Consider the following 24998-nt stretch of genomic DNA (forward strand, 5'->3'; position numbering starts at 1 on the left):
GGGTGGGGTTCAAGGGGGTGGGGGTGAGAGAGGGTGGGGTCCAAGGGGGCGGGGGGTGAGAGAGGGTCCCAGTTCTCCCTACCCCTGGTAGGGAGAACTGATGATGCCAATTCCGGGAACGTGCGAGCCCACTCAGATCAGTTGGGCCGTGTAAGTGAATGTTTTAGGTTTACTTCCTTCTCGACAGCAAAAAACCGGCGGTTCCTACCCCCTGAGGAGTAGTAACCGCCGGCCTTCTACGATCTGGATCAGAAGTGAAGCCTAGGACAGGACGTCCGCGAATTCCTTCTCGAAGAACTGCTTCGGCTTGGCACCGATGACAGTGCTCTTCACTTCTCCCCCACTGAACAGGTACACGGCCGGGATGGAAGTGATGCCATATTCGGCTGCGATGGAGGGGTTGTCGTCGACGTTGAGCTTCACAACGTCAACCTTTTCGCTGTACTCAACGGAGATCTCGTCGAGGATGGGACCGAGCTTGCGGCAGGGGCCACACCACTCTGCCCAGAAGTCCACGATGACAGGCTTCTCGGAAGCCAAGACATCCGTGCTGAAGCTTGCGTCAGTAACGTCTTTTGCGTTGCTCATAACTTTTCCCTTCGTATGGTTGCTTGGATGCAGCTTAGGAGTGCAGGTCTGCGAGGTAGTGCTCTACGTCAAGGGCAGCCACACAACCCGAGCCCGAAGCCGTGATGGCTTGGCGGTAGGTCGGGTCGATGACATCGCCCGCGGCGAAGACGCCCTTGATGTTGGTCCGGGAGCTACGGCCTTCTACGGCGATGGTTCCCTCGGGGGTCAAATCAACCTTGCCCTTGATGAGATCCGTGCGGGGGTCGTTGCCGATCGCCACGAACACGCCAGTGACTGCGAGTTCGGACTCGGTACCGTCCACCAGGTTCTTCAGCTTCAAGCCGGTGACCTTGTCTTCACCCAGAACATCTTCAACGGCGGTGTTCCAGACAAAGTTGATCTTCTCGTGAGCCTGGGCACGGTCACCCATGATCTTTGAAGCCTTGAGGGTATCGCGGCGGTGGACAACGGTAACGGACTTCGCGAACTTGGTGAGGAACAGTGCTTCCTCCATGGCGGAGTCTCCACCACCGATAACGGCGATGTCCTGATCCTTGAAGAAGAAACCGTCGCAGGTTGCACACCAGCTAACGCCGTGGCCGGACAGGCGCTTTTCGTTGGCCAGTCCGAGCTCGCGGTATGCCGAACCTGTGGACAGGATGATGGCCTTCGCCTGGAAGGTCTCCCCCGTTCCGATGGTCACAGTCTTGATGTCGCCGTCGAGGTCCAGCTCGGTGACATCCTCGAACTGGATCTCGGTGCCGAAACGGGCGGCCTGCTTTTCGAAGTTCTCCATCAGGTCCGGGCCCATGATGCCCTCCGGGAAACCCGGGTAGTTTTCCACGTCCGTGGTGTTCATCAGTTCGCCACCAGCAGTGACGGAACCGGCAATGAGCAGAGGCTTCATGTTGGCGCGGGCGGTGTAAACGGCGGCTGTGTAGCCGGCAGGGCCTGAACCTACGATGATGACGTCACGCACCTGCGATGCGCTGTTTTCTGCAATGCTCACGTGGCGTGAACCTCTTCCTTAGTCGATGCTGCGGCTTTCGGGGCAGCCACCTGACTCAACCCCTGTTGCTTTCCAAATATTCCGTTGGAGTTGGGGACCCTAAAAGCCACCATCATTCAGGGTACCGTCTGCAGGCATGCCGAATCGAAGCGGTGACGCCAATGCAGGTAGCAGTAGAGGCCGTTCTGACGGGTTCAAAACGGCCTCTACTGCTACTTCGGTTTGGTTTGGCTACTGGACCGTGACCTCAGCCAGGCGAAGCCCGAATCCGAATCGCGTCTTCGGCGCAGCCAGCTTCGGGAGTGCGCTGATGACTACGATGACGTACTGGGTCTGCGTCGGTGCTGCAAGCGGCATGGTCAGTTCCGGGGACGTGAAGCTGTTGGTGCCAACCAGTTTTGCGCCGTCCATCGCAGGACGATCGTTGGTGTAGACGCTGATGCTACCGCCGGAGCCACCCAACTGGTTCAGCACTACGGACTTGACCTCGGTGGGTTCCTTGAGCTGAACCACAAGCGGCATGTCTTCGAAGAGGCCACCCCAGTTTGCCGAGGCGAATTCCATGTCCGACCAGTAGCTGGCAGCGTTACCGTCAAAGGCCCTCGCAAGGTCCTTGTCATAGGTGGCGGCGAAGGGGAAGTCGCCGAGGCGCGTGATGCCTTCGATTTCCGGCGGTGTGGCCGGGGCCGGAGCTTCAGTGGGCGCAGGCTCCTCGGTTTCCGCGGCGGAAGATTGAGGGGCAGGCGTGCTTTGTGTCGCGGCAGGGGCGCCACTGGGCAGGAGGCTGCCGAGATTGGTCACCGCAAGGACGAGTCCCACCACCAAGACTGCGGCGAGAAGGCCGCCTACCAGCCACCGCAGGGAACGCGGTTCCTTCTCAGGAGCTTCGTCTTCGTAAACGTCCTCGTCATCGTAATCGTCCGTAACAGCCGACGACGCCGGGAAGCTGCTTGCCGCGCGCTCGTACCCGGAGTCGGTGCCCCGGTTTGTTACACCGGAACCAGCAGCTGCACCGGCATCCGAGCCGCTAAAGCCGTAATCCTCTTCGGACCACAGGGAAACCTTCGGCTCCGCAGCAGGCTCGCGGCCGGCAGGCTCGCGGCTAGCCGGCGGTGAAGAGACAGGAGCAGTGGAAACGGGCTGCGACGAAACGGCTTGGGTGGGCGGCTGCGAGGCAACAGCAGGCGACGCTCCGCCCGCGGAGCCGGGGCCGGCAGAACCAGCGCCAGCGTCGGCAGAACCAGCTGCGGCAGCACCGGCGTCGTTGTTCTTGGAACCCGCATGCTTCAGCGCTGCAGCGGCAGCAACACCGGTTGCCCCGGCGCCGGCAGCGGCCGCAGCCAGCTTCCCCGCGATCCCGCTCTTTGTCGAAGAGGGGCTGGACGAAGGCATGGGCGGTACGTGCGGGGCGGTGCGTGCCGGCGCTGCAGGCTCAGGCTCACCGTTGGACTCGGACGGGAGGGGGTAACCGTTTTCGTCGTACTGGATGTACTCGGCGTCGTGCTCATCATCCTCGTACAAGCCGTCATAAGTTTCAGGCTCATAGGTGCGCGGCTGGCCGAAGATCTCACTTCCGAGTGTCTCCGTGAAGAAAGGCTCGATGTACGGCGGGTTGGTGGCGACCACAAGGTCCAGCAGATCCGGGGCGGTGCTGTGGTTGGTGATCAGGTACGTGGTGTTTTCACTGATGCCCAGGTCCAGGATCTGAACGTGGCCGGGCCTCTCCCCAGTGGCTACTTCGCGGGCGCTCTGAGCAACCTGCTCGGCATTTCCTGGACCGGCAACAAGGATGCTCACGGGACGGTTGAGGACCTGGTCCACGCCGTCGAGCACCTGATCTTGGTCATGCGAGGTCAATACATTGGCCGTGACCTTGTAGCGGCCGCCAAGTACTGATCCGACGTCGATCGGGTGGGACACGTGTTCCTCCTAGGCTGTCCGGGAGCTGCGGTCCTGCACATGGCTCCCCCGGCGAGCCGGTTGAGCCCTTTTGCAACTACCTATATTCGTTTCTAGCCTAGCGGATTGAGGCCCGCCGCCCATGTTGGCGCCACCGGCTTACTTCCTGTGGCTGCCCTTGGCGGGGAAGTACGGATTCTGCCCGGCGTCACCTTGGTAGGTGCGCCGACCCGGCAGGGGGACCTGCGGACGGAACTTGCCACCGCGTGCCGTGCTGGGGGTTTCTTCCTCGGGTAGGTAAGTCTTGGGTGCGCCCGGTGAGTCCTCAGTAGCGGGTTCGGCCGTCCGGTGCGGAGCCAACGCCGGACCGGCCCTGAACGAGGTGGCGTCGAACTCGCCGGAGATGCGCGGAATCAAACCGGTATCGTCCGAAACCGTGGCGCGTGCCGGCGTCGTGGGTTCCGGTGCTGCGCCGGTAACCGGTGCCGGTGCGCCCCTACCCAGGCGACCCATCAGCGGACGCAGGAGGTCGCGCAGTTCGGTGACGTGGAAGACGCGAAGAAGGACCAGGTACGCGAGCAGCATGACAGGCCCGACGACGACGACCGTCACCAGGGCGGCCGGGCGGCTGCTCCATGCGAAGCCGTCGGCACGGTAGCTACCCAAAAGCCACAAGGCCCCAGCCCCGGCAAGTGCAGATCCCAGGCCCGCGTAGCCCATGCGGATGTACGAATTGGCGATGCGGGGACCGTCGAGGTGGCCCAGCAGGCGGCGCAGGAACACGACGCTGATCACTACGGAGAGGATATTGCCCAGCGTGTAAAGGATGGCGATTGCGTAAATGATCTGGCCGACGGGCAGGAACTGGATGAAGAATGCGCCCACCACATAGATCACGGCCAGCCACAACTGGACATACAGGGGCGTACGGGCATCCTCGTTGGCGTAAAACACCCTGGACATCATGAAGTTCGCGCTCAGGAACGGCGTGCTGAGGGCAAGGATGGTGAGCGTTTGGGCCAACATGACGCCGTCCTGCGGCTGGCCGCCGGAGAAGAACATGCCCAGCGGACCAGCCAGGGCGAAGAGCGCCAGGGCACCGAAAACCGTGGCCACGGCCATGGTGCGGAGGCCATGGGAAAGGGCGTCCCGCAGTTCATCTTTGTTGCCATCCTGCGACGCGCGTGTCATGCGGTTGAAGAGGACGGTGGCCAAGGACAAAGCGATGATCGAGTGCGGCAGCAGGTACAGCTGGCTTGCGACTTCGAGGACGGCGTTACCGGGCAGGACGGCAGCAGCGGCCGTCTCCCCTGCGTTGTCCAACCGGAGGCGCTCAGCGCCGGGAATGGTGGCGATCCTCATGATGTACAGGAACGCCAACTGCCCGACGGCGGCAGTCGCCAGCGTCCAAACGCTCAGCTTGGCTGCCTGGCCCAGGCCGACTCCGCGCCAGCCGAAGCGTGGACGCAGGCCAAGGCGCAAGCGCAAGACAGGAATGAGCAGGATGGCAGTCTGCGCCACCACACCAAAAGTGGAGAAGCCGGCAATCAGGAGCGTCTGGGTGGGCCCCCAATTGTCCAAAGTATGGGGGTTGTGGATGTTCTCGCCCAGGATCCAAATGAACATGCCCAAGCCCGCAATGGCTACAAGGTTATTGAGGATGGGGGCCCACATGGCTGGGCCGAACGCTCCGTGGGCGTTCAGCACCTGCGTGAGGAGGGCATAGAGCCCGTAGAAGAAGATCTGCGGCAGGCACCAGAAAGCGAACGTGACTGCGAGGGCTTTCTGTTGCTCGGAGTAACCCTGGGTGGTGAGGTCGATGACCAAGGGTGCCGCGAGTGTGACCAGCGCGGTCAACGCCAGCAGCACCAGGACTGCCAGTGTCAGCAGGCGGCTGATGTAGTCCGCGCCTCGGTCCGGTGCCTTGCTGGCCTTGATGATCTGCGGGACCAGGACGGCGTTGAACACGCCGCCGGCTACCAGCAGGAAGATCAGGTTCGGCAGGTTGTTCGCGTTAATGAACGTGTCATTAATCGTGGAGCCAAGGCCGAGGGCGGCGCCGAGCATCCACGTTTTGGCGAAGCCAAGGAACCGGGAAACGAGCGTTCCTGCTGCCATGATGGCGCTGGAACGTGCTTCACCGGACTGAACGGACTGGGTTGTTTTGGCTTCAGACATCGCCTTTATCGTCCCATGTACCCGGGTCAGAGGTGTTCGGGCAGCACTTCCCGTGCCAAATCGGCGATTCGGCGCTCATTCGGGAAGGACAATTTTCGGGCCAGTTCCTGGATGGGGACCCACGCGGCATCCACGGCTTCCTGGTCAGGATCATTCTCAATGGTCAGCTCGCCGCCGGTTGCCCGGAGCAGGAAATGGTGCACGGTCTTGTGGACGCGGTGGCCGCTCACGGTAAACCAGTAGTCGATGCTGCCGAGGGGCGCCAGGATGCTGCCCTCGATGCCGGTTTCCTCGGCGATCTCGCGAACAGCGGCTTCCTCGTTGTTCTCGCGGCCTTCCGGATGGCCCTTCGGGAGGCACCACTCAAGCCGGCCACCCCTGTTAAGGCGGGCGATAATTGCAACCCGGAGTTCGCCGTCGGACGTGTCTACTACAACGCCGCCAGCTGACACTTCCTCCACAGTGGGAAGCGAGGCCTGCACCGGGTGCTGCTGGGCAGGCGCGACGTGTGCACCGATTGCCGACGGCAACGGTGCGTTTGTCCTCCTGCCAGGAGCGCTCGGGATCGGGTTGGCCATGAGGTCCACTCTAACGACTCTTGCCCTCGAGTGATGACCGGGACATGGCCACAAGATGGACTGCAGGAGATGGTCCGTGGACGCATGCCTGATTTCGCATGGAACAGTGGCCCAATGCTGAGCAAAAATCTGCCAAGCTTAAGGGACTATGGCGCACGTATTGGACAGCTCTTCAGTTAACTTCACCATCGATCCGGTGGTGCTCGACCTCGGGCAGCGCTTTGTCGATGCCGGCTTCGAGCTGTCCTTGGTGGGTGGACCCGTGCGCGACCTCTTCTTGGGGAGGACATCCCCGGACCTCGACTTCACCACCGACGCCACTCCGGACCAGACCATCTCCGTCATCAAGAAGTGGGCGGATAATTTCTGGGAAATCGGGCGCGCCTTCGGCACCATCGGTATGAAGAAGAATGGCTTCCAGATCGAAGTCACCACGTATCGGGCGGAGGCTTACGACCCCGATTCGCGAAAGCCGGTGGTGGCGTTCGGCAGCTCCCTGACCGACGACCTGCTGCGCCGCGACTTCACCATCAACGCCATGGCGCTGCGGCTGCCAAGCCTGGAACTCGTGGATCCGTTCGGCGGCGTCCGCGATCTCCACGCGTCGGAGCTCGCCACGCCAGGCGCCCCGGAGGCCTCTTTCTCCGACGATCCCCTGCGCATGATGCGGGCGGCCCGGTTCGCTTCCCAGTTGGGCGTATCGGTTCACGACGACGTTCGGCTCGCCATGTCCCAGATGGCCGACCGCATCAAGATCATTTCCGCTGAGCGGGTCCGGGAAGAGCTGGTCAAGCTCATTAACGGAGCGCACCCGCGGGTAGGCATCGACCTCCTGGTGGACACTGGGCTCGCTGAGTTCGTGCTCCCTGAGGTTTCCGCCCTGCGCCTCGAAGCCGATGAACACCACCGGCACAAGGACGTGTACCAGCACTCGCTGCAGGTCCTTGAGCAGGCAGCCGCATTGGAAACGGGTCCTGACGGCCCCGTGCCCGGCCCCGATTTTGTGCTTCGGTTTGCGGCGTTGATGCACGACGTCGGTAAGCCGGCTACGCGCCGTTTTGAACCGGGCGGCGCGGTGAGCTTCCGCCACCACGACGTTGTGGGTTCCAAACTGACGGCTAAACGCATGAAGGCGTTGCGTTTCGACAATGAGTCCATCAAAGCGGTTTCCCGTCTGGTCGAATTGCACATGCGCTTCTACGGTTACGGCGATGCCGGCTGGAGCGACTCCGCAGTCCGCCGTTACGTGACCGACGCCGGTCCCCTGCTGGAACGCCTGCACCGGCTCACCCGATCCGACGTCACTACGCGTAACCAGCGCAAGGCCGACCGCTTGTCCTTCGCCTACGATGACCTTGAGCATCGCATTGCGGCGCTTATGGAGCAGGAATCGCTGGCGGCCGTTCGGCCGGACCTTGATGGAGCGCAGATCATGGCGCTTTTGGGACTCAAGCCCGGCCCTGTTGTGGGGCGGGCTTACAAGTTCCTGTTGGAGGAGCGGATGGAACATGGACCACTTTCCCCCGAGGAAGCCGAGCGGAAACTCTTGGCATGGTGGGAAGCGCAACCCGAGTCCGCCGTCGTCGAGCCTTTGACCGAAACCGAGGAGTCCTAATTGAACGCTGCCATTTCCCCGCGTCCGCAACTCTGGATCCTTCGTCATGGCGAGACCGAATGGTCCAAGAGCGGTCAGTACACCGGCCTGACAGACCTTCCCCTCACTGTTGAGGGTGAGCAGCAGGCCGTTGAAGCCCGCAAGGTTCTGGAAAGCATCGATTTTGACCTCGTCCTGACCTCGCCCCTCCGCCGCGCCCGCCGCACGGCAGAACTCGCGGGCTACCCGGAGGCCGTCCATGAGCCGCTGGCCGTCGAATGGAACTACGGCGACTACGAAGGCATCAGCTCTGACCTGATCCGCAAGGACAACCCGGACTACCTCATCTGGACCGATGGCGTACCCAACGGGGAGACCCTGGATGAAGTCGCCGCCCGGGCCGACAAAATCATTGGACGCGTCCTGGAATCCGGGATGGACAACGTCCTGATAGTGGCCCACGGTCATTTCTCCAGGATCCTCACCGCCCGCTGGCTGGAAATGGACGCCCGCGAAGGCCGGCACTTTATCCTGGGAACGGCGAAGGTCTGCACCCTTGGTTGGGATAAGCGGACGCCTGCAATTGTGCGTTGGGGACTCTAAAACACGAATTTAGAAAAACTTTTGGTGAAATAGCTAATTTCGCTGGTCAAACTCCTTCTTCATGAGGTAGCTTATATCTTGTTCCCAGAGCGACCCGCCGGGAACAAGGCGCGCATTCCCTGGTTCAGTCAGCCGGGACAATGCCACAGCAGGCTGCTTATCAGCCAGAAAAGGAGGTTGGGAAAAATGATTACTTTGACTAGCGGACGGAAGTTGACCGTCACTGCTACCCCGGCCTCTGCTGATGATCGACGCCATTTTTGCTCTCTGACCCACTCCTGAACTACCGGACCGGCTTGTCGCCGGCGGTGTTTCTTGGCGGCCTTCCTTTCTGTGGATGGCTGAGTAGTCAGTTGTAGGCGCGGACCCACGCAGCATGCCGCGGGTGCGCAGTTTCCCCATAGTTCGGAACCAGCTTCTTGTTGGGTCGACTGCCGGAAGCACGCGCTATTGCACGACGAACCCCTTTGGTTCAGTCCGCAAATCCATTTATTAGCTTCGGCTTTTTACGCCTCATTAGGCCTTGATTTCATTCGAATTCAATAGGCTCTAATTGCTGTGCCTAAATTCCGACTTTTCCTTTACGAAAGGAGGTGAACCATGCGAAAACGCCCCGAAGACATGCGCTTCTACAAGAGTACCGATGCTCCCAAGGACCGCACCCTGTTCAACGGCCAGCTGTTGGACCAGCGCCGTGAAGACGTCTACGTTGTCCTGCACCAGATGGGACTCATCCGCTGATTCCCTTCAGCCAGACCGAAGGAGTTCAGGTGCCACACATTCATGCTGAACCTCAAGGAGCCCACGCGGCTACGCGTGGGCTCCTCCCCTTTAACCCGGTGACCCTCCAACCCCGTCAGCCTCGCAGGACTGTAAGCTCGATCGCATGCAGGAGACGAAGCCTCACCGGCTACAAAAACGTGCCCGCTTAGTGGTTCCAAGCCGCAGCGATGCCCTGCTTCGTAACTTCACGGAACTCGTGGGCGGCCCCTTGGGCAAACACTCCTCGCCCGGGAAGATTTCACCGGCTCCGTTCACTGTGGAACGGGTCCTGATCATCCTCACTGTTGTGGCAGCACTGCTCGGAGTACTCGCAAAGGATTATTGCCGCGTCCGTGGCTGGGAGACTCCCGGCCAGTTCTATGCAACCTGCTATTCCGACTTCCCTGAGCTCTTCCGGAACCGGGGTCTCGGTGAGGGCATATTCCCCTTCTTCACCCAGGGAAGCCTGTTCGAGTATCCAGTGCTCATGGGCATCATCGCCGGTGTGACAGCTTTACTGGTGCCCGGCCAGGGGCTGGGGAACGAACGCCTCCTGGGTTACTTCGACGTCAACGCAACACTTGTAGTCGCGGTTTGGATCGTTACCGTCCTCCTGACTGCAAGAATCAATAGGCGCCGCCCGTGGGACGCCGCCATGGTGGCCGTAGCCCCCGGGATCATTCTGGCCGGATTCATCAACTGGGACATGTGGGCTGTGGGGCTGCTGGCCTTGGGGATGTACTTTTTCTCGAGGGACAAGCTGATCCTGTCCGGCCTTGTCATAGGACTGGGAGCGGCCACCAAGATGTACCCGGTCCTCATCCTTGGTGCCGTACTGGTACTGAGCCTGCGAACCGGCAAGCTACGCGCCTTCTCCATCACCGCTGGAGCGGCCTTAGTATCCTGGTTGGCGGTGAATTTGCCCATCGCAGCGATGAACCCTTCGGGCTGGCGATACTTCTTTGAATTCAGCCAAGATCGCCCTGCCGGGTACAGCTCGCCCTGGTTCGCTTACAACCTGGTGGCGGACAGGGTTCGGTGGGCGCAGGTGGATGGCGCAACCATCAACACGCTGGCCCTGTACCTGTTCGTCCTTGCGTGCGTGCTCATTGGGGCCCTGGCCCTGTGTGCCCCACAACGACCCCGTCTGGCCCAACTGGTGTTCCTGATAGTTGCCGCGTTCATCCTGACGAACAAGGTCTACTCGCCCCAATTCGTCATCTGGCTTATCCCGCTCCTGGCTCTGGCCCGCCCGCGCTGGCGAGACTTCCTCCTCTGGCAAGCCGCCGAGGGGCTGCATTGGGCCGCAGTCTGGATGTATCTGGGCCAAACGACCAGCGGCGGTTCGGTCCAGCACAACATCGATATGTCCTACTACGTGCTGGCCGTGGGCTTACATATGGTTGCAACGGTATATCTCATGGTGCGGGTGGTTATTGATATCTGGGATCCTGCCCAGGATCCACTACGCGCGCATGGCCAGGATGACCCCCACGGCGGACCATTCGACGGCGCCGGGGATTGGTTACGGCTCGACGTTTTCCACCCCTCCCGGTCAGTGCTGCCGTGGCGTCGCCGGGCTACGGTGGAGACTACCGATCCCAAAGCACCCCAGCATATGGAGGTAAACAGCGATGGTTGATGTCGCCGTCGTCGGCGCCGGCCCCAACGGCCTGGCCGCCGCAGTGGTTATGGCCCGCGCGGGCCTGAGTGTTCGTCTCTACGAGGCAGCTGATGCGATCGGTGGCGGGTCCCGGACCAGCGAGTTGATCGAACCCGGCTACCTTTACGATGTCTGTTCGGCCGTGCATCCCATGGCTGTGGCATCGCCCTTCTTCCGCGCCTTTGAGTTGTCGCAGCGCGTGGACCTGAAGGTACCGGAGGTGCAGCACGGCACGCCATTGGACAGCGGAGGGGCAGCCCTTGCCTACCAGTCGCTGGATCGGACGGTGCAGGAGCTGGGTGTCGATGGACCCGCCTACCGTCGGCTACTTGAACCCTTGCTGGATCGGGTGGACGGGGTGGTGGACTTTACGTCCAACCAACTCCTGCGTATACCAAAGGATCCTTGGGCGGCAGCCAGGTTCGGACTGGCGACATTGGATCAGGGGACTCCGATGTGGATGCGCCGCTTCCGGGAAGAAGCCGCTCCTGCACTGCTGACGGGTGTGATGTCGCATGCCCTCGGCTCGCAGCCGTCCCTTAGCTCAACGGGTGCCGGGCTGTTGCTTAGCATTCTGGCCCACGCTGGCGGCTGGGTGATACCTGTTGGTGGATCCATGTCCATTGCACGGGCCATGGCTGATGATCTTACTGCGCACGGCGGAACCATCCACGTGGGTGAACGCGTGAATTCGTTGGATCAGGTCCGGCCGGCGAAGGCCATTCTCTTGGATGTTGCCCCACCAACTTTGGCGCGTTTGGGTGGATCGGAAGTACCCGAACGCTACCGTCGGGCACTTGAAGCATTCCGCTTCGGGAATGCAGCGTGCAAGGTCGACTTCATCCTGTCCGGACCTGTGCCGTGGCGTGATTCCGGACTGGCACGCGCCGGGACCGTCCACGTTGGTGGCTCACGGCGGGCGATGGCGGAGTCCGAGAACCTGGTGGACATGGGCAAACATCCGACGCAACCATATGTCCTGGTATCCCAGCCATCCGTGGTGGATTCGACCCGGGCTCCGGACGGCCGTCACGTTTTGTGGTCATATTGCCACGTACCAGCCAATTCGACGGTGGACATGGCCGAGGCCGTCACGGCACGAATCGAGCGTTACGCGCCAGGTTTCCGGGACGTTGTGGTGGCATCAAAGACCACGACGGCGGCGGAATTGTCCGCGTACAACGAGAACTATGTTGGTGGAGACTTCAGTGCAGGACTGTTGGACTTGCGTGGTCTGGTGCAGCGGCCGGTTGTGTCCAACGTGCCATGGCGAACGCCTATGGAGGGCGTGTACCTGTGTTCCTCGTCGACGCCCCCTGGTCCCGGGGTCACGGGAATGCCCGGGTACCACGCGGCGAGATATGCGCTCAAGGACATGTTCAAGATGCGGGTACCCGGGCTGGGCGTTGGGCTTTAGGTTATGAGTTAGCGGCGGTGAAGCGGGCGCGGCGGTGAGCCGGGCTCTCGATCTCGTCCAGCATGGCTACTGCGTAGTCCTGAGTGGAGATGCTGTTGCCGGCCGGTGAATCCTTTGCAACGGTGTATTCACCGGTGCGCTCACCCGGCTGGATGACGGGAGCGGGAGCCAAAACCGTCCAGTCGATGGTCTCCGGCGTCTGCTTCACAGCTTCGAAAGCCTTGGCGGCAGTAGTGGCCTCGGCCTTGTAGGCCTCGGGGAAGTCAGGGGAGTCGAGTAGGCGGACGCCATCAATCTCCAAGGTGCCGGCGCCGCCGACGATCATGAGGCGGGTTCCTTCGGCATTGCTGTAGGCGGAAGCCATCGCATCGAGCCATTCGCCGTGATCGCCGCCGGTGCGGCTGGGGCCCGTAGCCAGCACGACGACGTCGTGATTCTTCGCGATGGAGGCGAAGGCCTGGGCGTCAGCCAGATCGGCTGCCTGGGCAGCGGCTCCGGGAACCTCTGCGCCCTTGCGGGAGATGGCCGTAACCTGGTGGCCGCGGGTGATGGATTCGTTGACGATCTGGCTGCCGACCATGCCCGTTGCGCCGTACACTGCGATTTTCATAGCTCTCCTTGAGGTTGGTATCCTTGCAATAACCCCAAAGGTATCCACCGGATACTGATAGCTTCAAAGGAACCTAGTTACCTTAGGGATACTGATATCTCGTGGACAATACCGAAATCCCCGGAAACATACTGGACCCCAACTGTCCTTCGCGGGTGGTCTTCCAGCGCATCGGCGATAAATGGGCTTCATTGGTGATTCAAGTGCTCGGTGACGGGCCGGTCCGTTTTTCGGAACTACGCAAAATGGTGAACGTAGTTACTCCCAAGGTGCTGACGCAAACTCTGCGTGCCCTGGAGCGCGATGGGCTGATCACTCGGACCGTCCATGCCCAAGTGCCGCCGCGGGTGGACTATGAACTCACGGCGATGGGTGAGTCATTGCTGCAGCCGCTGACAATGTTGCGCCACTGGGCCGAGAGTCACGTGCCCACCATCCTGGAAGCCCGCGACGCCTATGACGAAGCGCAGGACGAAGCTCTCCTCGGCTCCCCTTAGTTGGATTGCGCGGACGGGACCAGGGCGCGGCTGATTCGTCCGTCCCGCATTGTGGCGACTGCATCGGTGAGCGGTAGGAACTCGGTGTCGTGCGTGACCATCACGGTGGCCGTCTGGAACTCATCGGTTACCTGACGCAGAAGCCGGACGATCGACTCGCTCCGTTCGTGGTCGAGCGCGGCTGTGGGTTCATCAACCAGAAGAACTGTGGGGCTGCCCATGAGAGCCCTCGCAATGTTCACCCTCTGACGTTGGCCGCCGGACAACTGGTGGGGCCTCTTGTGCGCCACGCCGGAAAGTCCGACGACGTCCAGCATCTCCGCCGCCTTCCCCCGCTCTTCGCGCACCCGCTTGCCCCGCAGATGCTCGCGAATCAGCAACTGCTCGACGGCGGTCAGGGCCGGCAGCAGGTTAGGTTGCTGGAAGATGATGCCCACCTTGTCCCGGCGAAGGGCTGTGCGTTCGGCCTCCATGAGCGAGGCGACGTCTTGCCCATCGATGACGACCAGCCCGGCAGTGGGTTTCACCAGAGTCGCGGCGACGGCGAGCAGCGATGACTTACCGGACCCGGAGGGACCAACCAATGAAAGAAACTCACCCCTGCGCACGCTGAGGTTGACGGCATCGAGGGCCTTGAGCGTAGCGCCTCCGTCGGGGTATTCGAGGGAGACGTTGGCGAGGTTCAGCGTTATCACGATATATGCCTTTCTAGGAATGTATTAGTTGCCGCCGAGGGCCAGCAGAGGATCCACCTTGGTCACGTTTCTGACCGCCAGGACCGCGCCAGCCAAGCCAAGGAGGATGATCCCTGCAATGGGTGCCAGCGTGGTCATAGGCGTGATCAGGAAAGGTGCAGCCTGCGCCGCGAAGATACCGCCCGCCAGACCAACAAGACCGCCAACTGAGGCGCCAACCAGCAATACCAGGGCCGCCTGGGCGAGGGCATCCCGCACTACGTAGCCGGACGGTGCCCCTAAAGCTTTGAGCACGGCGATGTCACGTGTGCGCTGCACAGTCCAGACGGTCAAGAAGGCGACGATCACCAAGGCTGAGATGCCGTAAAGAAATGCCTGCATGAGCATGAGTGATCCGTTCTCACTCTTGTACGAGCCCAGCGCCTGAAAAGAGCCCTCGGGATCGGTGCTGACCGTGCCAGCCGCCGTATTGGCTGCGTCGAGGTCAACGGTGGATCCGGCGTCGTGCTTTACAGCGAGGACAGTGGCAGTGCCGGGTGCCGCGTGCGCGATGGTCCGCCAGGTGTCGAGCGTCGTCCACACCACTCCGGTGTGGGAGTACCACTGGTCCTCCACAACGTCCGAGACCTTGAGGTCCGTCCCGCCAACCCGGACGAGGCTACCGGCCTCCAGCGATAGCTCCTTGGCCAGAGTTTCGCCCACGACGACGGTTCCGTCCTCCACAGCAGACGGTGCCAAGGAGCCGCCAAAGACTGCAGCATTCGCCGTGCCGCTCGGAGTGCCACCCCCACCCAAAGACTGGAAGCGCGTCTGGCTGATTCCGAGTGCCTGCGCCGAAGTCACGCCCGGCTGTTCCCGCCAGGTCTCAAGCTGTGCCGTGGAAACCTCGGACTCTGTGTACGACGCCGTGGCCTCACTTCCGGCGGGAGCGCCAAAGACAATCTGCTGAGCGGGCAGGACCTCAATGGCCGACGTCGATTGGTTGCCCAAGCCCGCCGTTAGCCCGGAAAGCATGACGAGCAACAAGGTGATCAGTGCAACGACGCCGCCCATGAGCGCAAAACGGCCCTTGGCAAAACGGATGTCGCGGATGGCGAGAAACATCGGATTCCTTCGATTCAATGCGGGCTTGGTCCCGGCACTATCAACTCTTTCGGGGATGGCTCCAAGGAGCATCGGGAGCCGGGTGGATTACCTGGCGTCGAGGGGTTGAACCGGCGATCATCCAAATGGTTGATTCCCGCCCTGGAGCGCTGAATCCGGGGCGGTTCGCACAACGCCGGGGATACGCTGGGAAGCATGCAGTCTCCCGCTGGCGCCGCCACAATCCTCCGCGTGCTGCGCGTGAGCCTGCATGTCGGTTTCGCGGTCCTGCTGCTGGTGGCAGTCGTTCGTTTGCTGACTGGCGTGGGAACCGCCGGGACGCCCTCGCCGGTGGCACTGACCGCCGGTTTGGGGCTTTCCGCCCTGCTGGCTGCCGTCTATCTCGCCGGAACCGTTCTGGAGAAGCGCCATTCAAGCGACCCCTCGCGGTTCAACCCCTCAAAGTACGCACGCTGGTGGCTTGCCGCGGTGATGCTCTTGTGGTTGCTCCTCCTCCTGGTCAGCAGCGACTTCGCATGGGTGGCGTTCCCGCTCTTCTTCCTGCAATTGCACCTGCTCCCCCGTGGACTCGCGTTACCCGCGATTGCTGTGAGTACTGCCCTTCTGGTGGGCACGCTGTGGTTCCACAGCCGGGGATCGTCCGACGGCGGCCTGCAGCTTTCGATGATCCTGGGACCGGTGTTCGGGGCCGTCTTTGCGGTGGTTACAGGGCTGGCTTACCGGGCACTGTTCCTGGAAGCCGAAAACCAACGCACAGTTGCCGACGAGCTGCGCAGGACACGCGCCGAGCTTGCCCGAACCCAGCACGACGCCGGAATGCTGGCTGAACGTGAACGGATCGCCCGGGAAATCCACGACACCTTGGCTCAGGGCTTCTCAAGCATTGTGCTGATGGGCAGGTCCGCGGAGAAAGCCTTGGAGAGCAGCGATGTGGAGACGGCGAGGGAGAGCTTGAAAATCGTTCAGGACACAGCATCGGCCAACCTTGCCGAAGCGCGGAGCTTTGTGCGCGGCTTGCGTTCACCGGATCTTGAGCAATCGGGACTCGTGGACACGCTCCGACGACTCTGTGAAAAAACGGAGACGGAAGCTGCCGCCCGGGGTTCCGCGTTGCGCTGCCGCTTCGAGCTGGTGGGTGCGCCCGTAGAGCTGCCGAATACGTACCAGACCACCCTGCTCCGGGCGGCCCAGGCTTCCCTCGCGAACGTGTGGGCGCATGCCCACGCTCGGGCCGCCGTCGTGACGCTGTCCTTTCTGGGCGCGGAGGTGACGTTGGATGTTTTCGACGACGGCATAGGTTTCGAACCGTCGACGGCGGCAGGTACAGCGCGTGGCGACGGCACCGGCGTCGGGCTTCAGAGCTTGCGTGAGCGGCTGGCCGCGCTGGACGGCCGCTTGGAGATCGAGTCGGCGCCCGGTGAAGGGACAGTTGTTGCGGTTCGCGTGCCGCTGCCGGCGGATGAAGGTGCTGCGTGAGTGATATCCGTGTCTTGTTGGTGGACGACCACCCGGTGGTTCGGGCGGGGCTGCGGGCAATGCTCGCCGACTTCCCGGGTGTCACGGTGGTGGCTGAGGCGGCGAATGGTGACGCTGCCCTGGTGGAACTCAGCAGGCTGCAAACCCTTGGCGAGCCCGTGGACCTGGTGCTCATGGATCTGCAAATGGGCAGCGGCATGGACGGTGTGACGGCCACGGAGAAGATCAAGGCCGGCGAGGGCGGTAATCCCCCGCCACCCGTGTTGATTCTGACGACGTACGACACCGACGCCGATATCCTCGCCGCAGTGGAGGCTGGCGCCAGCGGCTACATGCTGAAGGACGCCCCGCCGGATCAGATCCGCCAGGCAGTGTTGTCCGCAGCTGCCGGGCAAACCGCACTGGCACCCGAGGTCGCTGCGCGCCTCATGGGACGCATCCGGAACCCCTCACCGGCGTTGAGCGGCCGGGAAGTCCAACTGTTGGAGCTCTTGGCGACGGGAATGAGCAACCGCGCCATGGCCAAGCAACTCTTCATATCCGAGGCCACGGTGAAGACTCACCTAGTGCATATCTACTCCAAGCTCGGGGTGGACAACCGTACGGCAGCCATTGCCGTCGCTACGCAGCGCAGGATTATCCGCGGCCACTGACTCCCCTAGGTGGATAGGCAATTTTGGTGAAACGGTTGACCTTTGGCCTTTTTGCAGTGACGATTAGTGCACGTTTCGCTATGAGTTAGATCACAAACAGTCACTCGTCGAAAGTTGGCCCCACATGTCCGCACCCTCCTTGGGCTTATCCGGCGCTGTCCCCCACAGCTCCGGAGACCGCAGAAAAGGTTCGCTAGCCAGGAAGGCCGCCTCCCTCGGCCTCGCCTCGCTGCTCCTCGCCGGAACCATCCCCGCACTCACCTTTGCCTCAGCTGCCAATGCCGCTCCCGGCGACCCGGCATCCATCAAAACCGTCACCCCCGAAGTCCCAGTCGATGCCGCCGGAGTACCCCTCGGAGCGGTGACCGGGTTCACCCAGTCCGGAAACGTCGTCGACCTTTCCGCTGAAAAGGGCGCCATCAGGGTCACGTTCCTGGACGACGGCAACTTCCGTTTGGAAGCTGACCCCAGCGGAAAGTTCACCGACCCGGCCAACACCGACCAAGGCGACCCTGCCAGGACTGCCAACATCGTGGTGGGCAAGGACAAATTCCCCGGCAGCACGCCCACCGTAACGGATGGCGATTGGCTGGTTTTGAAGACCGCAAAGATCAGCGTCGAGATCAGCAAGGCCACAACCCAACTCCGCGTCCTCAGGGCTGACGGCTCGCTGGTCCTGGAGGAGTCCGCGCCCATCACCTTCGGCGCCAACTCGGCCACACAGCACCTCGCCCAGCAGGACGGCGAGCAGTTCATCGGTGGCGGCATGCAGAACGGCCGCTCCGTCCACACCGGCGCTCTGATCAACATCGCCAAGAACTTCGACTGGGACGACGACGGCTACCCCAACGCTGTGCCCTACTACATGTCCTCCAAGGGCTACGGAGTCCTCCGCGACACGTTCGCCCGCGGCTCCTACAACTTCGCTGGCCAGCCCACCACTACGCATGAGGAAAAGCGTTTTGACGCCTACTACTTCGTGGGTGACTACAAGCAGTCCCTGGGCGCCTACACCACGCTGACCGGCAAGCCGATGATGCCCCCGGTCTACGCTTTGGAGTACGGCGATGCTGACTGCTACAACCGCTCCAACCCGGGCTACTCCTCCTCCGGTTACGGCGATCCCGACGGCGCCAAGCAGAAGACCCCCGACGCCATCAAGACCGCCCGGAAGTTCGTTGAGAATGACATGCCCGCCGGCTGGATGCTGGTCAACGACGGCTACGGCTGTGAATACCAGCAACTTCCTGAAACCGTGAGCAACATCGAGGAAGAAACCGACCTCAAAGTTGGCCTGTGGACGCAGCGCTCTTTGACCAACCAGGAATACGAAGTGGGCGAGGCCGGTGTCCGGCTCCGCAAGCTGGACGTCGCGTGGGTGGGCCAGGGCTACCGCCAAGCGCTCACCGGTTGCGAAGCGGCGCACGGAGGCATCGAACAGTACTCAAATGCCCGCGGCACCTCGCTGATGGTTGAAGGCTGGGCCGGCTCCCAGCGCTGTGGCATGCAGTGGACGGGCGATCATTCAGGAAACCTCGACGCCGTCCGCTGGCAGGTCTCGGCCCTCACCGGCGCCGGCAACTCAGGTTTGGCGTTCACCACCGGTGACGTTGACGGCATCTTCGGCGGCTCTGCTGAGTCGTACGTTCGCGACCTCCAGTGGAAGGCTTTCGCCCCGGCGCTCTACTCCATGTCCGGCTGGGCGGCGACGGACAAGCGTCCGTGGCTCTACGGCGACGAGGCGACTGCCATCAACCGCCAGTACCTCCAGCTCCGCCAGCAGCTCATGCCCTTCATTTACACGCTGGCTCAGGAGTCATCCTCAAGCGGGGTTTCCATGATGCGTTCCATGGCCCTTGAGTTCCCTGACCAGGAATGGTCCTACGGTGCCGAGGCGAACAACCAGTTCATGCTCGGTTCCGATTTCCTTGTGGCCCCGGTCTTCACCCAGACCGATGTCCGCAATGGCATCTTCCTCCCCGCAGGCCAGCAGTGGGTGGATTACTGGACCGGCAAGCTCTACCAGGGCGGCCAGATCCTCAACGGTTACAACGCACCGCTGGACAAGCTGCCGGTCTTCGTTCGTGCCGGTGCGGTGATCCCGCAAGGCATCGTGGCCCGCAACGCCTCGTTGGTTCCGGAAGATTCCATGATCACCTTGGACGTCTACGCCAAGGGCCAGAACACCTTTACTTTGTACGAGGACGACAAGGTGACCCGCGAATTCAAGGATGGCAAGTCCTCCAGCCAGCTCTTCTCCGTGGATGCCCCAGGCACAGGCAACAGCAGCGTCAAGGTGTCCATCGGTGAGCGGAAGGGTGAGTACACCGGCAAGGCGGCGGCACGTCCCTATGAATTGAAAGTCCACGCCGGCGCAGCGCCCAAGGACGTGAAGATTGGCGGCACCAAGCTGGCCCAGCACTCCACGCAGGCAGCCTACGCCGCGGCAACCACCGGCTGGTACTTCGATGAGGCCAACAACGGCACCATTTGGGTGAAGACGGGCTCCATCGCCTCCAACCAGTCCGCCACTGTCCAGCTACAGCAAGCCGGTCCATTGGGCGGCAAGAGCCAAGAGGACGTTGCAGCTGAGGTTCGCGTGACAACCGGCCAGCAGGTTTTCCAGGATCAGGAAACCACGGTCACGGCGGCGTTCGTGAACACCGGAACCAAAGCCAAGACCAACGTCGTCCTGACCCCGATCCTGCCTGAGGGCTGGACTGTGGTGTCTTCCTCCGGCGCAACCGCGGCGAAGGTCGACGGCGGCGCGACGGCCACGGCTACATTCGTCATCAAACCCGGCTCCAGCGCAAAGGCGGGCCAACAGACTGTGCGGGTCTCGGCGTCGTACGTTGCTTCGGACGCGAACCAATCGGTGTCCGGCGGCAACCAGATCTACGTAGCCTTTGGTTCTCTGGCCGCGGCGTACAACACCGTTTCGGTCACCACGGTGGCAGGTAAGGCGCTTGGAAACTTCGACGGCGGCGGGGCCACCTTCGCTGCCGAGCAGCTGGCCGCCGCCACGGTTCCTGCCGGCGGAGTCCGGCCGGGCAGCACGGTGACAGTGGACGCCGGAAAACCGACGCAGGTTGACTACACGTGGCCGGCCGTCGGACCCGATGTCCCCAACTCGGTGGCGTTGTCCGCGCAAACCATTGCCGTCAAGGGCAAGGGAACGCACTTGGCAGTCCTTGGATCTGCCGCGGTGGGTAATGGCACGAGCCCGGTGTTGACCCTGGCGTACTCAGATGGGACCACCGAGCAGCAGTCCATCTTCTTCCCCAACTGGTTGCAACCGTCCGTCCTCAACGGGGCTGTGGTGGCCGTTTCCGAACAGGGACGCAACAATGCCAACGGGCCGTCGCCGGAGTACACCCAATACAAGTACCAGGCTTTCTCCAACATGGTCCGGCTCAACCCCACCAAAGAGCTGGTATCCGTCACCCTGCCCACCGACAGCCGCGTGAAGTTCTTCGATTGGAAGGTGACATCGCAGCCCCTGCCGGATGTGCCGGTTGGTTCTGTATACGCCTCCGAAACGCCGTGGGTTCAGGCTCTGAACGGTTATGGCGTCATCGGGAAGAACGTCGCGAACAAGGACTCGGCATCGTCCCCGGACAAGCCGCTGGCCATCAACTACACAGACCCCGCGACCGGTCAGCAACCCGTGTTCAGTAAAGGATTGGGCGTCCACGCTCCGTCCAAGATCACCTACTATCTGGGTGGCAAGTGCACATCGTTCACCTCCCACGTGGGACTTGAAAGCGGCTTCGGGGGCAACATCATTTTCAAGGTCAATGCCGACGGCGTGAACAAGTACCAGTCGCGCACGTACACACCGGGGTTCGCCCCTGAATCGGTGTCCGTGGATCTTACGGGTGCTGCATATGTGGAATTGGTAGTGGACCCCTCCGGATCCATCAATGGAGCGCATGGTGTCTGGGGTGATGCCAAGTTCACGTGCACTCCTTAGCCTGACTTTGCGGACCGCCGTCGCTCGCCACCTCCGTCCGGGGGTGGTGGGCGGCGGCGTCCGCCTGCTGGCCGGGACAAGAAACTGTCAGGGGAACCGGGCATAATGTCGCAAATGGGGAAATTGAAGAAACATCGTCTTGTCCTTGGTCTTGTATCACTGGTGATGGCTGGCTCATTGACCGCGTGCGATGACGGCCGCGCCGGTGCGGAAGGAGCAGCCAAGCAGCTGGCCTCCTCGCTTGCCGCGCTCGACGTCGGCCAACTAGCTGTTGAGGGCAAGGACGCTGCCGCGGCCAACGATCAACTCAAAGCCGTCTTCGAGGGACTCGACGCCAAGCCGGCGGTCGCATCCGGAGACGTAAAACTCGACGGCGACACCGCAACCTTTCCCCTTAATTACACCTGGAACATTGGCTCGGCCAAGTGGGAGTACAGTTCCGAGGCCACGCTGAAGAAGTCCGGCGACAAGTGGGCTGTCCAATGGACCCCTGCACTCCTGGCTCCGGAGCTCTCCGAGGGCGAGACCCTGTCGGTCAAGACCGTCCCCGCCCAACGCGGTCAGATCCTCGGCGCCGGCGAGGCTCCGATCGTTGAAGATCGGCCCGTCTTCCGGGTGGGCATCGACAAAACCAAGGTTCCTGCAGACCAAACCGACGCTTCCGCCCGTGCCATGGCGGCGCTGCTCGGGCTGGACGCTGAAGAGTACGCCAAGCAGGTTGCCGCGTCAGGCCCGCAGGCTTTCGTCGAGGGCATCGTGCTGCGCGCTTACACTGCGGAAATCACCGAAGCGAAAATCGAGGCCATTCCGGGCGGGTCGAGCATTCCGGACTCCATGGCCCTGGCGCCCACGCGGACCTTTGCGAGGGCTCTGCTCGGCAGCGTTGGCCAAGCCAGTGCCGAACAGATTGAAAACTCCAACGGTGCGCTGCGTGCCGGCGACACCACGGGTACCGGCGGCCTGCAGCAGAAGTACGACTCATTACTGCGAGGTAAGGACGGCGTGGAAGTTCTTGCCACGCCCGAGGCGAAGTCTGAAGGGGAGACGCGAGGCACCAAGGTGTTCTTCTCGTCTCTCCCGTCCCCCGGCACGACGCTCAAAACCACCCTTGACCTGAAACTCCAGCAGTTGGCCGAAGAGACACTGGCCGGTGTTGGACCGGCATCGGCGATTGTGGCCCTCAAGCCGTCCACCGGAGCTGTCCTCGCTGCTGCGTCGGGGCCTGGAAGTAACGGGTACAACACGGCTTTGCTTGGTCAGTATGCGCCAGGGTCCACGTTCAAGATCGTCGATTCCCTGGCGATGTTCCGCAATGGCACCACGCCGGACTCGAAGGTTGAGTGCCCCTCCACGCTGACTGTGGACGGCCGTACGTTCAAAAATGCCGAAGGCTATCCGGAAAGCTCCCTCGGCTCGGTGACCCTGCGGGACGCGTTCGCACACTCCTGCAACACTGCCTTCATCAACGCCCGTGATGCCGTCAGCCAGGACCAGCTCGAATCCGCAGCCCAGGCCCTTGGCGTAGCGGTTGAAGCTCCCAAGCTTGGCGCTGACGCGTTCCTGGGTTCTGTTCCTGGCGCTGCCGAAGGTACCGAGCATGCTGCTTCCATGATTGGCCAGGGCAAGGTGCTCTTTTCCCCGCTCTCTGCCGCGGTCATGGCTGCTTCCGTTGCCAACGGTGCGCCCGTTTCGCCGCAGCTCGTGTTGAACGCCGACGCCGCCCAAAATCAGGCCGACACCCAGGACCCCAGCACCAGTGCCACGCCCACCGAAAGTGGCACCGCATCCCCGTCGTCCGCTTCAGTCAGCGCCGTTCCCGTATCACCGGCGTCCACCAAGCCGATTACCAAGGAGGAAGCCGCTGCGCTCTCAGACATGATGAGGGCCGTGGTTACCTCCGGACACGCTGGATTCCTTGCAGAAGTCCCCGGGACGCCAGTAGGGGCCAAGACAGGTACCGCGGAGTTTGGCAATGACAACCCGCCCAAGACGCACGCGTGGATCGTAGCGACGCACGGAGACCTGGCAGTTGCCGTGTTCGTGGAAGAAGGCGGCCTGGGTGCCACCACCAGCGGACCCCTGCTGAAGTCCTTCCTCACTGCGGCCGGCTGACAACGCTTGGGTGCGGAGCCGTCCGCGCCTTCCAGAGCAACAGGGCTGTTCGTGGGATAGGCCCGAGAAGGGCCAACGCCAGGACCGGTACAAGGAAAAGTCCGACATCGGGAAACTGGCGGACGATGACCGCCAGGTTCGTATCAAACCTGGCGGGTGCATAAACGAAGCACAACCACAGTGCGAATGCATCCAAGCCAAGCGCGCTGAGAACCAAGGCGAGTGGCTTCCACTTCCGGGGTAATGTGCGGCTCCTGAGCAGGATGGAAAGTGCCAGCCACAAACTGAGCAACTCTGCGAGCAGCAACGCCAGTGCGACGGCCCAGCTGTAGCGCTGCAGCCAGTCCTCGTGCACCACTGTGGGCACAGGGGGCTGTCCGTGCAGGATCCGCAAGACGTTGGTATCCACGGCCTTCAGCCGTGAGGGCGCAGAAGTGTCATTGGCGTTGATAAGCAACGCGACGCCAATTCCTGAAGCGGGAATCATTGCCAGGTACGTGTGCGAGTTGCCCCATTCACCCTGGTGTTCCAGCAGCAGCGGCAATTCTCCGTCCGGTGGTTGCCTGGAAGGATCTGCGGACTCTCCAAGTGGACGGCTGAACCACCCCATGCCGTACTCCTTGGAGCCGTCCACCTGCACGCGGGGCTCAAACATCGCATGCACGCTGTGTGGCTGGAGGATGCGGGCGTCGCCGTACCGACCCTGCCCCAGCAGAGCCGTTAACTCGTGGCCCAAGTCCTCGGCGGAGGAGTACATGGTGGTGGACGGCATACCAGTGGCTGGCGCTGGCGCATCCGTCTGACGCCAGACCGAGCCAAACCACAGCGAATATCCGGCAGCAACATTGTCAGCGCGGGCGGCCGCCTTTGTCGGGTGGCTGTGGATCATGTCCAAGGGTTCGAAGACGTGCTGCTTCACATAATCGCCAAAAGGCTGGCCTGAGACGGTTTGAACCAGGAGACCCAGGATGTTGTAGTTTGCGTTGGCATACCCGAAGGCTTCGCCAGGTGACCTGGCCAGAGGGGCCCCTGACAGTGCCCGGACACCTTCTTCCAGGGCTTCTGGATTTTGGGTGTCGCTCCCTTCAAACGCCGTACCCGCCGAAGCCATTCCGCTGGTTTGGTGCAGCAGGTGGCGGACTGTCATCGCGGACGCGCGGCTATCCTTCAACGCAAACCACGGCAAGTACTTCTGGACAGGCTTATCCAACTCCAGCCTGCCCGCCTCAACCTGCTGCATCACGGCAATTGCTGTGAGTGACTTGGTGGTGGAGGCCAGGAGCACAGGCGTCTCAGCGGTCATGGGCCTTCCGGAGTCGTCGGCGCGGCCAAACGCAGCTGAATGCACCTGGACGCCGTGCTGGACAACCACGACGGCGGCACCGGGAACCCCCAGCGTCTCAAGCTGATCTCGGAGGAAGGCGTCCAACGCCCCATAGGCCGATCCGGGGATCTCCGCAGTCGCTGCCGGGATTGCGGTGTTGCCGGCTCCCGGAGGGCCAAGGCTTCCCACCATAGTGGCGGCCAGCAGGCACGCGAGAAGGCTTCGCGATGACCCGAAACCACTGTGCATGCCATCACCTGCCTTGGGCCGATTGTCTCTTC

19 protein-coding genes are annotated in these 24998 nt (G+C 62.2%); 10 read left to right on the forward strand and 9 right to left on the reverse strand.

Annotated features, from left to right (window positions below; all coding sequences use genetic code 11):
- Positions 1-261 precede the first annotated feature (261 nt).
- The 5 genes from trxA to A477_RS0101285 form a co-directional block, all read right to left on the reverse strand.
- Complete coding sequence (trxA, locus tag A477_RS0101265; RefSeq protein WP_017197235.1) at positions 262-588, reverse strand: thioredoxin; 327 nt, start codon at positions 586-588, stop codon at positions 262-264.
- Between the two features lie 34 nt (positions 589-622).
- Complete coding sequence (gene trxB, locus A477_RS0101270; protein WP_017197236.1) at positions 623-1579, reverse strand: thioredoxin-disulfide reductase; 957 nt, start codon at positions 1577-1579, stop codon at positions 623-625.
- Positions 1580-1810: 231 nt separating this feature from the next.
- Positions 1811-3499 (reverse strand): ABC transporter substrate-binding protein, encoded by a 1689-nt coding sequence (locus A477_RS0101275; RefSeq protein WP_017197237.1) that lies wholly within the window; start codon positions 3497-3499, stop codon positions 1811-1813.
- Positions 3500-3637: 138 nt separating this feature from the next.
- A complete protein-coding gene (murJ, locus tag A477_RS0101280) occupies positions 3638-5656 on the reverse strand; it encodes a murein biosynthesis integral membrane protein MurJ (protein ID WP_017197238.1) in 2019 nt (672 codons plus the stop codon).
- 26 nt (positions 5657-5682) lie between these two features.
- Positions 5683-6186, reverse strand: coding sequence for an NUDIX hydrolase (locus A477_RS0101285; RefSeq protein ID WP_026005276.1), 504 nt, complete (start codon positions 6184-6186; stop codon positions 5683-5685).
- Positions 6187-6382: 196 nt separating this feature from the next.
- Here A477_RS0101285 and A477_RS0101290 point away from each other — a divergent pair, with 196 nt between their 5' ends.
- The 5 genes from A477_RS0101290 (at position 6383) to A477_RS0101310 (ending at position 12273) form a co-directional block, all read left to right on the forward strand.
- The gene (locus A477_RS0101290; protein ID WP_017197240.1) at positions 6383-7849 is read left to right on the forward strand and encodes a CCA tRNA nucleotidyltransferase; all 1467 of its coding nucleotides are present in this window, start codon (positions 6383-6385) and stop codon (positions 7847-7849) included.
- Positions 7850-8431 carry a histidine phosphatase family protein gene (locus A477_RS0101295; protein WP_017197241.1) on the forward strand — a complete coding sequence of 194 codons (582 nt, stop codon included), beginning with the start codon at positions 7850-7852 and terminating at the stop codon, positions 8429-8431. It begins immediately after the preceding gene.
- 600 nt (positions 8432-9031) lie between these two features.
- Positions 9032-9172, forward strand: a complete 141-nt coding sequence (locus A477_RS23425) for a hypothetical protein (protein ID WP_017197242.1) — start codon at positions 9032-9034, stop codon at positions 9170-9172.
- 145 nt (positions 9173-9317) lie between these two features.
- Positions 9318-10835: a glycosyltransferase family 87 protein gene (locus A477_RS0101305; RefSeq protein WP_020372775.1), complete on the forward strand. Its 1518-nt coding sequence runs from the start codon at positions 9318-9320 to the stop codon at positions 10833-10835.
- Complete coding sequence (locus tag A477_RS0101310; RefSeq protein WP_017197244.1) at positions 10828-12273, forward strand: phytoene desaturase family protein; 1446 nt, start codon at positions 10828-10830, stop codon at positions 12271-12273. Before A477_RS0101305 ends, A477_RS0101310 begins: the two co-directional genes overlap by 8 nt.
- Before the next feature lies 1 nt (position 12274).
- Here the strand turns inward: A477_RS0101310 and A477_RS0101315 are convergent, their stop codons facing one another.
- Positions 12275-12883 (reverse strand): NAD(P)-dependent oxidoreductase, encoded by a 609-nt coding sequence (locus A477_RS0101315; protein ID WP_017197245.1) that lies wholly within the window; start codon positions 12881-12883, stop codon positions 12275-12277.
- Positions 12884-12984: 101 nt separating this feature from the next.
- Here A477_RS0101315 and A477_RS0101320 point away from each other — a divergent pair, with 101 nt between their 5' ends.
- Entirely contained in the window at positions 12985-13380 is a 396-nt protein-coding gene (locus tag A477_RS0101320; RefSeq protein WP_017197246.1) for a winged helix-turn-helix transcriptional regulator, read from the forward strand.
- Here A477_RS0101320 and A477_RS0101325 read toward each other — a convergent pair.
- Together A477_RS0101325 and A477_RS0101330 are read right to left on the reverse strand one after the other, a co-directional pair.
- On the reverse strand, positions 13377-14075 hold the full coding sequence (locus A477_RS0101325; RefSeq protein ID WP_017197247.1) for an ABC transporter ATP-binding protein: 699 nt from the start codon (positions 14073-14075) through the stop codon (positions 13377-13379). The two genes, A477_RS0101320 and A477_RS0101325, sit on opposite strands and share 4 nt — an antisense overlap.
- 24 nt (positions 14076-14099) lie before the next feature.
- Positions 14100-15179, reverse strand: coding sequence for an ABC transporter permease (locus A477_RS0101330; protein WP_026005277.1), 1080 nt, complete (start codon positions 15177-15179; stop codon positions 14100-14102).
- Between the two features lie 195 nt (positions 15180-15374).
- On the opposite strand from A477_RS0101330, the gene A477_RS0101335 reads away from it, so the two are divergent.
- The 4 genes from A477_RS0101335 to A477_RS0101350 all read left to right on the forward strand — a co-directional run bounded on the left by A477_RS0101335 (position 15375) and on the right by A477_RS0101350 (position 23393).
- Entirely contained in the window at positions 15375-16655 is a 1281-nt protein-coding gene (locus A477_RS0101335; RefSeq protein ID WP_017197249.1) for a sensor histidine kinase, read from the forward strand.
- Positions 16652-17308, forward strand: coding sequence for a response regulator (locus A477_RS0101340; protein ID WP_017197250.1), 657 nt, complete (start codon positions 16652-16654; stop codon positions 17306-17308). The genes A477_RS0101335 and A477_RS0101340 overlap by 4 nt, the downstream gene beginning before the upstream one ends.
- Positions 17309-17432: 124 nt before the next feature.
- Positions 17433-21281: an NPCBM/NEW2 domain-containing protein gene (locus A477_RS0101345; RefSeq protein ID WP_017197251.1), complete on the forward strand. Its 3849-nt coding sequence runs from the start codon at positions 17433-17435 to the stop codon at positions 21279-21281.
- A 114-nt stretch (positions 21282-21395) separates the two neighbouring features.
- Positions 21396-23393 carry a penicillin-binding transpeptidase domain-containing protein gene (locus A477_RS0101350; RefSeq protein WP_026005278.1) on the forward strand — a complete coding sequence of 666 codons (1998 nt, stop codon included), beginning with the start codon at positions 21396-21398 and terminating at the stop codon, positions 23391-23393.
- On the opposite strand, the gene A477_RS0101355 is transcribed toward A477_RS0101350, so the two are convergent.
- The gene (locus A477_RS0101355) at positions 23377-24966 is read right to left on the reverse strand and encodes a serine hydrolase domain-containing protein (protein WP_017197253.1); all 1590 of its coding nucleotides are present in this window, start codon (positions 24964-24966) and stop codon (positions 23377-23379) included. The two genes, A477_RS0101350 and A477_RS0101355, sit on opposite strands and share 17 nt — an antisense overlap.
- Between the last annotated feature and the right edge of the window lie 32 nt (positions 24967-24998).

The sequence above is a fragment of the Arthrobacter sp. M2012083 genome, from assembly GCF_000281065.1.
Taxonomy (GTDB): Bacteria; Actinomycetota; Actinomycetes; order Actinomycetales; family Micrococcaceae; genus Arthrobacter.

Coding starts and splice junctions, on each gene's coding strand:
- A477_RS0101290 (WP_017197240.1), top strand. CDS start 6,383: ATGGCGCACGTATTGGACAGCTCTTCAGTTAACTTCACCATCGATCCG.
- trxA (WP_017197235.1), bottom strand. CDS start 588: ATGAGCAACGCAAAAGACGTTACTGACGCAAGCTTCAGCACGGATGTC.
- A477_RS0101355 (WP_017197253.1), bottom strand. CDS start 24,966: ATGCACAGTGGTTTCGGGTCATCGCGAAGCCTTCTCGCGTGCCTGCTG.
- murJ (WP_017197238.1), bottom strand. CDS start 5,656: ATGTCTGAAGCCAAAACAACCCAGTCCGTTCAGTCCGGTGAAGCACGT.
- A477_RS0101345 (WP_017197251.1), top strand. CDS start 17,433: ATGTCCGCACCCTCCTTGGGCTTATCCGGCGCTGTCCCCCACAGCTCC.
- A477_RS0101335 (WP_017197249.1), top strand. CDS start 15,375: ATGCAGTCTCCCGCTGGCGCCGCCACAATCCTCCGCGTGCTGCGCGTG.
- A477_RS0101305 (WP_020372775.1), top strand. CDS start 9,318: ATGCAGGAGACGAAGCCTCACCGGCTACAAAAACGTGCCCGCTTAGTG.
- A477_RS0101330 (WP_026005277.1), bottom strand. CDS start 15,179: ATGTTTCTCGCCATCCGCGACATCCGTTTTGCCAAGGGCCGTTTTGCG.
- A477_RS0101310 (WP_017197244.1), top strand. CDS start 10,828: ATGGTTGATGTCGCCGTCGTCGGCGCCGGCCCCAACGGCCTGGCCGCC.
- A477_RS23425 (WP_017197242.1), top strand. CDS start 9,032: ATGCGAAAACGCCCCGAAGACATGCGCTTCTACAAGAGTACCGATGCT.
- A477_RS0101350 (WP_026005278.1), top strand. CDS start 21,396: ATGGGGAAATTGAAGAAACATCGTCTTGTCCTTGGTCTTGTATCACTG.
- A477_RS0101315 (WP_017197245.1), bottom strand. CDS start 12,883: ATGAAAATCGCAGTGTACGGCGCAACGGGCATGGTCGGCAGCCAGATC.